The 8,124-nt window shown below is 67.3% G+C and carries 8 protein-coding genes and 1 riboswitch; of the genes, 1 reads left to right on the forward strand and 7 read right to left on the reverse strand.

Features of this window, described 5'->3' with window-relative positions; all coding sequences use genetic code 11:
* Positions 1 to 44: 44 nt before the first annotated feature.
* Genes ACTJJK_RS03985 through ACTJJK_RS04010 form a run of 6 tightly spaced genes read right to left on the reverse strand, consistent with a single transcriptional unit; the run spans position 45 to position 6,279 of the window.
* Entirely contained in the window at positions 45 to 716 is a 672-nt protein-coding gene (locus tag ACTJJK_RS03985; RefSeq protein WP_440729526.1) for an epoxyqueuosine reductase QueH, read from the reverse strand.
* Positions 713 to 1,603 carry a 3-hydroxyisobutyrate dehydrogenase gene (gene mmsB, locus ACTJJK_RS03990; RefSeq protein ID WP_440729527.1) on the reverse strand — a complete coding sequence of 297 codons (891 nt, stop codon included), beginning with the start codon at positions 1,601 to 1,603 and terminating at the stop codon, positions 713 to 715. Before mmsB ends, ACTJJK_RS03985 begins: the two co-directional genes overlap by 4 nt.
* A complete protein-coding gene (locus tag ACTJJK_RS03995) occupies positions 1,600 to 2,772 on the reverse strand; it encodes an enoyl-CoA hydratase/isomerase family protein (protein ID WP_440729528.1) in 1,173 nt (390 codons plus the stop codon). The genes mmsB and ACTJJK_RS03995 overlap by 4 nt, the downstream gene beginning before the upstream one ends.
* Positions 2,769 to 3,578, reverse strand: a complete 810-nt coding sequence (locus tag ACTJJK_RS04000) for an enoyl-CoA hydratase (protein ID WP_440729529.1) — start codon at positions 3,576 to 3,578, stop codon at positions 2,769 to 2,771. The genes ACTJJK_RS03995 and ACTJJK_RS04000 overlap by 4 nt, the downstream gene beginning before the upstream one ends.
* Complete coding sequence (locus ACTJJK_RS04005; RefSeq protein WP_440729613.1) at positions 3,575 to 4,753, reverse strand: acyl-CoA dehydrogenase family protein; 1,179 nt, start codon at positions 4,751 to 4,753, stop codon at positions 3,575 to 3,577. The genes ACTJJK_RS04000 and ACTJJK_RS04005 overlap by 4 nt, the downstream gene beginning before the upstream one ends.
* An 11-nt stretch (positions 4,754 to 4,764) precedes the next feature.
* A complete protein-coding gene (locus ACTJJK_RS04010; protein ID WP_440729614.1) occupies positions 4,765 to 6,279 on the reverse strand; it encodes a CoA-acylating methylmalonate-semialdehyde dehydrogenase in 1,515 nt (504 codons plus the stop codon).
* Positions 6,280 to 6,418: 139 nt separating this feature from the next.
* A riboswitch (cobalamin riboswitch) is annotated at positions 6,419 to 6,639 on the reverse strand.
* Positions 6,640 to 7,142: 503 nt separating this feature from the next.
* Between ACTJJK_RS04010 and ACTJJK_RS04015 the strand changes: the two genes are divergently transcribed.
* Positions 7,143 to 7,391, forward strand: a complete 249-nt coding sequence (locus ACTJJK_RS04015) for a hypothetical protein (RefSeq protein ID WP_031372798.1) — start codon at positions 7,143 to 7,145, stop codon at positions 7,389 to 7,391.
* A gap of 345 nt (positions 7,392 to 7,736) precedes the next feature.
* Here ACTJJK_RS04015 and ACTJJK_RS04020 read toward each other — a convergent pair.
* Positions 7,737 to 8,124, reverse strand: a 388-nt coding sequence (locus ACTJJK_RS04020; RefSeq protein ID WP_440729530.1) for a hypothetical protein, incomplete at its 5' end; no start/stop codon positions are given.

Raw genomic sequence — 8,124 nt, forward strand, 5'->3', positions numbered from 1 at the left:
GCGAAGCCGTTCGCAGCGGAACGGCCGGCACCCGCGGCCGTGGCTCAATCGCCGCCGTCGTTACCGTAATACATCAGCCCGATCTTGATGCGCTCGCGTCCCTGCGCTTTGCGGTGGCGGTTGCTGTCGCGCAGCGAGTACACGCAGCCGCAGTATTCCTGCTGATAGAACTGTTCGCGCTTGCTGATCTCGATCATGCGCTGGCTGCCGCCGGCCTTGCGCCAGTTGTAATCCCAGTAGACCAGGCCCTCGTACGGCGCGGCGGCGCGGTGGCCGCTGCCGTTGATCTGCTCCATGTTCTTCCAGCGCGAGATGCCGAGCGAACTGGTGATGACCGGAAAGCCGTGCTCGTGCGCATAAAGCGCGGTGCGCTCGAAGCGCATGTCGAAGCACATGGTGCAGCGGATGCCTCGCTCGGGTTCGTTCTCCATGCCCTTGGCGCGGGCGAACCAATGGTCGGTGTCGTAGTCGGCATCGACGAAGGGCACGCCGTGCTTCTGCGCGAAGCGGATGTTCTCTTCCTTGCGCAGCTCGTACTCCTTCAGCGGATGAATGTTCGGGTTGTAGAAGAACACCGTGTAGTCGATCTGCGACTCGACGAAGGCTTCCATCAACTCGCCCGAGCACGGCGCGCAGCACGAGTGCAGCAACAGCCTGCCGCCGTCGCCGGGCAGGCGCAGCCGCTCGCGGCCCGGGCTCAGCGCCGCTGCGCTCACAGGTCTTTCGCAACCAGCTTGACCACGCTGGAGAAATCCAGGCCGCCGTGGCCGGCGCGGCTGTTCATCGCGTACAGATTGCGCGCGAGTTCGCCGAGCGGGATCGAGGCGCCGGTGCTCATCGCCGCTTCCGCGGCCAGGCCGAGGTCCTTGAGCATGAGATCGTTGCCGAAGCCGCCGCTGTAGCCGCGCGAGGCCGGCGCGTTCTCGAGTACGCCCGGCCAGGGGTTGCAGACTTCCGTCGCCCAACTGCGGCTGGTGCTGACCGCCATCATCTGCGACAGCACCTTCGGGTCGAGCCCGTGGGCGCTGCCGAGCGCCAGCGCTTCGCCGGTCGCGGCCATGATCACGCCGAGCGCCATGTTGTTGCACAGCTTGGCGACCTGGCCGGCGCCGCTGGCGCCGACGTGGAAGATGTTCTTGCCCATGGCCTGCAACAGCGGGCGCGCGCGTTCCAGCGCCGAGGCTTCGCCGCCGACGATGAAGGTGAGGCTACCGGCGGCGGCGCCGGCGGTGCCGCCGGACACCGGCGCATCGATCATCTGCAGGCCGCGCGCCGTCGCGGCCGCGGCGACTTTCTGCGCCGAGGCCGGGGCGATGGTGCTGCAATCGATCACCAACGCGCCCGCCGGCATCTGCGCGAGCAGGCCGGCATCGCCGAGGTAGAGGCCTTCGACGTGCCGGCTCGCCGGCAGCATCGAGATCACCACCTCGGCATCGACCACGGCATCGGCCGCGTCGATGGCGGCATGGGCGCCGGCCACGACCGCGCCGGCGACGAGGGCCGGTGCGAGATCGAACACGCGCAGGCTGTGGCCGGCCTTGAGCAGGTTGGAGGCCATCGGCCCGCCCATGTTGCCCAGGCCGATGAATGCGATGCGGCTCATGCGGTGGTCTCCGTGAGGGCGCCCAGGTCGGCGAGCGGGTGCGCCTGCGCCGGCCAGGGGGCGATGAAGAAGGTTTCGGCCCAGGCCGGCGTGGCCTCGGCCAGGTGGGCCGGGTTCCAGCGCGGACTGCGGTCCTTGTCGATCAACAGGGCGCGGATGCCCTCGGCGAAATCGCCGTGCGCGGTGCAATGCAGGGATGCGGTGTATTCGAGACGAAAGGTGTCGGCGAGCGACAGCCCGGCGGCGCGGCGCTGCAACTCGTAACCGAGCCGGGCCGAGCCGGGTGCGCCGGCGGCGAGGGTCTTGCGCGCGTTCTGCAGCCAGGCGTCGTCGCTGTCGAGCGCGGCGATCGCTTCGACTACCGCGGGCAGATCGTCGTGCGCGCAGGCCGCGGCGATCGCGGCCGCGTGGTGCTGCAAAGGGCCGGGTGGGGCGGGTTCGGCGCAACCCTTCAGTACCGCGCTGAGCCGGCGCGCATCGTCGCCGTCGTCGGCCCAGTTCACCGCGGCGAGTGCGGCGTATACCGTTTCGCGTTGCGCTTCCGGCAGATAGTGATCGGCGAGGCCGGCGTGGATCGCGTCGCCGGCGTTGAGTGGCGCGCCGGTCAAGGCCAGGAACAAGCCCGCGCGTTGCGGCACCCGGTTCAACAGCCAACTGCCGCCGACGTCCGGGTACAGGCCGACGGTGATTTCCGGAAACGCCAGCTTCGAGCGCTCGCTGACCACGCGGTGGCTGGCGCCGGCCATCAGGCCGATGCCGCCGCCCATGACGATGCCATGGCCCCAGCACAGCAGCGGCTTGGGGTAGGTGTGGATGCGGTGGTCGAGCCGGTATTCGGTCTCGAAGAACTCGCGCGCGTGGACGTTGTCGCGGATGTCGCGGCTGCCGCTGGCGCGATGCTCCAGCATGCCGCGATACAGCCCGTGCAGGTCGCCGCCGGCGCAGAAGGCTTTCTCGCCCGCGCCTTGAAGCACGACTACGGCGACGGCGTCGTCCTGGGCCCAGGCCAGCAACTGCGCATCGAGCAGTTCGGCCATGGTCAGCGACAGGCCGTTCAAGGTCGCCGCTGCGTTCAAGGTGGCGAAGCCGATGCGGCGCCCGTTGGCGGTGCCGCGTTCTTCGAACAGGACCGGCGCGGCGACTGCTTCGTTTTCGAGCACGGCGTTCATGCGTTCTTCCACTGCGGCGCGCGCTTTTCCAGGAAGGCGAGCACGCCCTCAGTCTGGTCGGCGCTGTCGAACAGATCGACGAAGGCCTCGCGCTCGCGCACCAGGGCGGTGTCGTGGCTCTGGCTGCGGGTGGCCTGGATCAGGGCCTTGCAAGCGGCGACGCTGGTCGGGCTCTGCTTCTCGGCCTGCTTGGCCCACTGCAGTGCGCGCGCCTTGGCTTCGCCCTTGCCGACCACCTCTTCGACCAGGCCGATGCGCAGGGCGGTGGCGGCGTCGACGCGTTCGCCGAGCAGCATCATCCGCTTGGCCCAGCCTTCGCCGACCAGACGCGGCAGGTGCTGGGTGCCGCCGGCGCAGGGCAGCAGGCCGACGGTGGCTTCGGGCAGGGCCAGTTGGGCCTGCTCCTCGACGATACGCAGATCGCAGGCGAGGGCGCATTCCAGCCCGCCGCCCATGGCGTAGCCGTTGATCGCGGCGATCGACACGCCGCGGAACGCGCTGAGGGTCTCGAAGGCTTCGCCGAAGCGGCGTGCGGCCTCGCGCGCCAAGGCCTTGTCGCCGTCGGCGAACTGCTTCAGGTCGGCGCCGGCGGAGAAGAATTTCTCGCCTTCGCCGGTGACGACCAGGGCGTAGACCTCGCGGTCGGCATCGAGGTCGCGCACCAGCTCGCGCAAGGCGGCGAGGCTGTCGCGGGTCCAGGTGTTGGCCGGGGGATTGCTCAGGGTGACGACGGCGGTGTGGCCGTCGATGTCGAGCTTCAGTCCGTCATAGACCTTTCTGGTGTGCTGCTTGTCGGCACGGCTCATCGCAATTCCTCTTCGGTGTTCAGCAGATGGCGCGCAATGATCACGCGCATGATTTCGTTGGTGCCTTCCAGGATCTGGTGCACCCGGCAGTCGCGCAGCAGCCGCTCGATCGGGTACTCGCGCATGTAGCCGTAGCCGCCGTGGATTTGCAGGGCCTCGTTGCAGATCGCGAAGCCGGCATCGGTGGCGAAGCGCTTGGCCATCGCGCACCAGACGATGGCGTCGGCGCTGCCGGCATCGAGCTTGCGCGCCGCGGTATGCACCATCTGCCGCGCCGCGACCAGTTGCGTGGCCATGTCGGCGAGCTTGAACTGCAGCGCCTGGAACTCGGCGAGCGGTTTGCCGAACTGGCGCCGTTCGCCGAGATAACGACGTGCGGCGTCGAGTGCGCCCTGGGCCGCGCCGAGCGAGCACGCGGCGATGTTGAGGCGGCCGCCGTCGAGGCCTTTCATGGCGATCTTGAAACCGTCGCCTTCGCCGGCGAGCAGATGCGCGGCCGGCACCCGCACGTTGTCGAACACCACGCCGCGCGTGGGCTGGCTGTTCCAGCCGAGTTTTTCTTCCTTGCGCCCATAGGCGATGCCGGCGCTGTCGGCCGGCACCGCGAAGGCGCTGATGCCGCGCGCGCCATCGCCGCCGGTGCGCGCCATCACCACCAGCATGTCGGTGGCGCCGGCCCCGGAAATGAAGGCCTTGGCGCCGTTGATCAGGTAATGATCGCCGTCGCGTTCGGCGCGGGTGCGCAGGGATGCGGCATCGGAGCCGGCCCCGGGTTCGGTCAGGCAGTACGACGCCAGGCATTCGCCGCAGGCCAACCGAGGCCCCCAGAGGTCGCGTACGGCGGGCGAGGCGTGCGCGGTCAGCATCCAGGTGGCCATGTTGTGGATGCTGATGAACGCCGCCGTGGACGGATCGAGCGCGGCCAGTTCCTCGAACACGACCACCGCATCGAGCCGGGTCAGGCCCGAGCCGCCGGCGGCTTCGTCGACGTACAAGCCGCAGAAACCGAGCTCGCCGGCCTTGCCGATGGCCTCGCGCGGGAAGACGCCTTGCGCGTCCCAGTGCGCCGCGTGCGGCGCGAGTTCGGCGAGGGCGAAATCGCGCGCGGCCTCGCGGAAGGCGAGCTGGTCTTCGCCGAGCTGCGATGGCGGTGGACTGACCGCCTGCAGGTTCATGACGGCGGCCATCACTTCAGACTGATCGTGGTGTTGACGCCGTGGCCGAGCGTCTCGTCGTCGAACCAACGCGCGGTGACCGTCTTGGTCTGGGTGTAGAACATCACCACTTGCTTGCCGTAGGGGCCGAGGTCGCCGAGCTTGGAGGCGCGCGAGCCGGTGAACGAGAACAGCGGCACCGGCACCGGGATCGGCACGTTGATGCCGACCTGGCCGACGTCGATGTCTTCCTGGAAGCGGCGCGCGGCCGCGCCGGATTGGGTGAACAGGGCGGTGCCGTTGCCGTTGGGATTGGCGTTGATCAGGTCGATCGCGGCTTCCAGGGTGTCGGCGGCGAGCACGATCAGTACCGGGCCGAAGATCTCTTCGTCGTAGATGCGCATGCCGGGCTCGACCCCGGAGAAGATCGTCGGGCCGACGAAGTTGCCGCGCTCGAAACCCGGCACGGACGGCTTGCGGCCGTCGAGTTCGAGCCTCGCGCCTTGCTCGACGCCGGAGGCGATCAGGCTTTCGACGCGTTCGCGCGCGGCGCAGGAAATCACCGGGCCGACATCGGTGCCGGGCTCGGTGCCGGCATTGACCTTAAGCGTGCGCGCCTTCGCGACCAGCTCGGGGATCCAGGCCCGCGCTTCGCCGACCAGCACCGCGGTGGAGGCGGCCATGCAACGTTGCCCGGCGGCGCCGAACGCTGCGCCGGCGAGGGCGTTGAGGGTTTGCTCCTTGTTGGCGTCCGGCAGCACCACCGCGTGATTCTTCGCGCCCATCATGCACTGCACGCGCTTGCCCGCCAGCGAAGCGCGGTTGTAAACATGGGTGCCGACCTTGGTCGAACCGACGAAGGACACCGCCTTGATGTCGGGGTGGTCGCAGATCGCATTGACCACGTCTTCGCCGCCGTGGACGACGTTGAGCACGCCCTTGGGCACGCCGGCCTGCAGCGCCAGTTCGACCAGGCGCATCGTCACCAGCGGGTCCTGTTCGGACGGCTTGAGCACGAAGGTGTTGCCGGTGGCGATGGCCATCGGGAACATCCACAGCGGAATCATCGCCGGGAAGTTGAACGGGGTGATGCCGGCGCAGACGCCGAGCGGTTGCAACAGGGTGTAAGTGTCGACGCCGCCGGCGACGTTGTTGGCCAACTCGCCGAGTTGCAGGTTGCCGATCGCCGCCGCGTGCTCGACCACTTCCAGGCCGCGGAATACGTCGCCTTCGGCGTCGGCCAGGGTCTTGCCTTGTTCGGCGGTGAGGATCGCGGCGAGCTCGCCCATGTGCTCGCGGATCAGTTGCTGGTACTTGAGGAAGATGCGCGCGCGCGCGCCGATCGGGGTCTTGCGCCAGCTCTTGAAGGCCTGTTGCGCCGAACGTACCGCGGCGTCGACTTCGTCCGCAGTCGCGAACGGCACCCGCGCCAGCACCGCCTGTGTAGCCGGGTTGACGACATCGCGCCATTGTTGGGATCGGGATTCGACGAATGCACCGTCGATCAGCAGCTTGACCGTCGCGACTTCGGTCGCGACGCGATTCATATCGTTCATTGTTTCAGCTCCGTGTCGCTCACCCGCGTGACGGGGATTGCGGAGCAAGACAAGTCGGTTCCACGCAACGGACATCCGCGTCGAGCCAGCCCGTCCGGTTGCCCACCGCAACACCCGAGGATGGCATCGCATGCGATGCCCGCCACTGGCCGGTCTCCGGGCTTGCGAGCGATGCGGAGCGATCCGCATCACCCCGACACCTTCCCGCGAGATCGCAGTGGTATTGAGTCGGGTGTTCTCGCCTACCGTTGCGGGGGCAGCGCCGGAATGGAGTCTGACGACTCGCACCGGCTTCCCGTTTCACCCTGCTCGCCGGTACGGCGGCAGGACACCTGTGGCCGGCGGAGTGTAGGCGTCGGATCGAAAGCGGACAAGCTGCGCTGCGCAAAGCTGCGCGCTCGCTCGCACGACAGCGTGGTCGGATTGCTTCGAACGCCGCATTCATCTTGTCGTCGCGCGGATGTGTGACGCCTCTGCACGGCACCGCACCACGGCGAATGGAATGCATCGCGACGAATGCGCCATGTTCGCTTGCTTGCGTAGGAGATCGCGTTCGCCTGTGTGCGATGCTCGGGCGAAACGCCGGGCATCGCTCGATACTGTGATGGGCAGCGTGTATTCCTGGAAACGATGCGGGCGAAATGACTGGTGCGGCGGGGGCTGCTGTGACTGGGGCATCCGGATCGGCATGGGCGCATCGCCACGATGGGGAGCATCGGTGGCGGTGGATGGGTTCGTCGTCGAGCGTCGGCGCTGAAGCATCCCGCGGGCAGTGGCCGCTCGGGTGACATTCGCATGCCGTTGCAAGATCATGGCGAGAGCGCAATACGGCATTCCTGAAGGAGCGGCACCCGATGACCAACCGTGAACGACGCAACGGCACCGAGCAGGCCAGTGCCGTGGCCTTGCGCGCAGGGCTGACCCGCGAGCAACTGGACGCGTTGACGACCCTGGAGCATTTCCGCTGGGAACTGCGTTTCGTTCGGCGGCCGCTGTTCCTGGAGCCGATTCCGGTGGTATTTCATCCCGATGGCGAGCGTTACGCGGTGTTGGAGGCGGATGGTTCGCTCAATGAGAACCCGGGGTTCGAGATACGCCGCTGAGGGGTTGCCGGTGGCGCGGGTTGGTTCGTGTTCGTGGCATCGCGGTGGGGGCTCTGAGGGTAGGAGCGGCGTCCTACTGGATTTCCTCCGGTCACAAGCCGCGACCGCGGGATGCGCAGAGGCGACAGCGCCGATATCGCTCATCGAAGCAGCGTGCCTTCGCGGGAGTAGGAGCGGCGCGAGCCGCGACCGCGCTCTTGCGATCTCGCCGCGCATCGTTCAAGCGAGATCAGGATCAGGATCAGGATCAAACGCCAAAAGCTTCCGCCACTAAAGCGGCGGCTAACTTTCTTTTGTCTAAAGCAACAAAAGAAAGTCACCAAAGAAAAATGCTTTTGTTTTGAATCACAAGCCCGCATGATCGATGCCAACGCAGGGCTTTTTCATACGGGACATCCCTGTCCCGATGAAAAACGGCCTGCATCCATGCAGGCCGCCCTTCGGGTCTTCTGTTGCCTTCGCTAGTGCGAGACGTCGCACAACAACAGCCAAGGCCAAAGCCACGACCGAGGCCGGGACTTGACGCCGCCTGCGAAGTATCGTCGCCATCCACAGTTCGTGGTCGCGGCTCACGTCGTTCCTACCCTTAGAGCGAGATTCGTCGTTGCCGTTGCCATTTAGAGCTTGGCGTAGCCATGCACTGGCGAGACCGATGGAGACCCGGAGGGCGGCGCACAGGACGTGCGCCGTTTTTCGATAGGACAAGGATGTCCTATCGAAAAATCCCGGCGCG

Source organism: Lysobacter sp. 22409, assembly GCF_052045105.1.
Taxonomy (GTDB): domain Bacteria; phylum Pseudomonadota; class Gammaproteobacteria; order Xanthomonadales; family Xanthomonadaceae; genus Lysobacter; species Lysobacter antibioticus_B.

Bases quoted from the DNA above. Each gene is read 5' to 3' on its own strand.
- ACTJJK_RS04000 (WP_440729529.1), bottom strand. From the start codon at position 3,578: ATGAGCCGTGCCGACAAGCAGCACACCAGAAAGGTCTATGACGGACTG.
- ACTJJK_RS04015 (WP_031372798.1), top strand. From the start codon at position 7,143: ATGACCAACCGTGAACGACGCAACGGCACCGAGCAGGCCAGTGCCGTG.
- ACTJJK_RS04010 (WP_440729614.1), bottom strand. From the start codon at position 6,279: ATGAATCGCGTCGCGACCGAAGTCGCGACGGTCAAGCTGCTGATCGAC.
- ACTJJK_RS04005 (WP_440729613.1), bottom strand. From the start codon at position 4,753: ATGAACCTGCAGGCGGTCAGTCCACCGCCATCGCAGCTCGGCGAAGAC.
- mmsB (WP_440729527.1), bottom strand. From the start codon at position 1,603: ATGAGCCGCATCGCATTCATCGGCCTGGGCAACATGGGCGGGCCGATG.
- ACTJJK_RS03995 (WP_440729528.1), bottom strand. From the start codon at position 2,772: ATGAACGCCGTGCTCGAAAACGAAGCAGTCGCCGCGCCGGTCCTGTTC.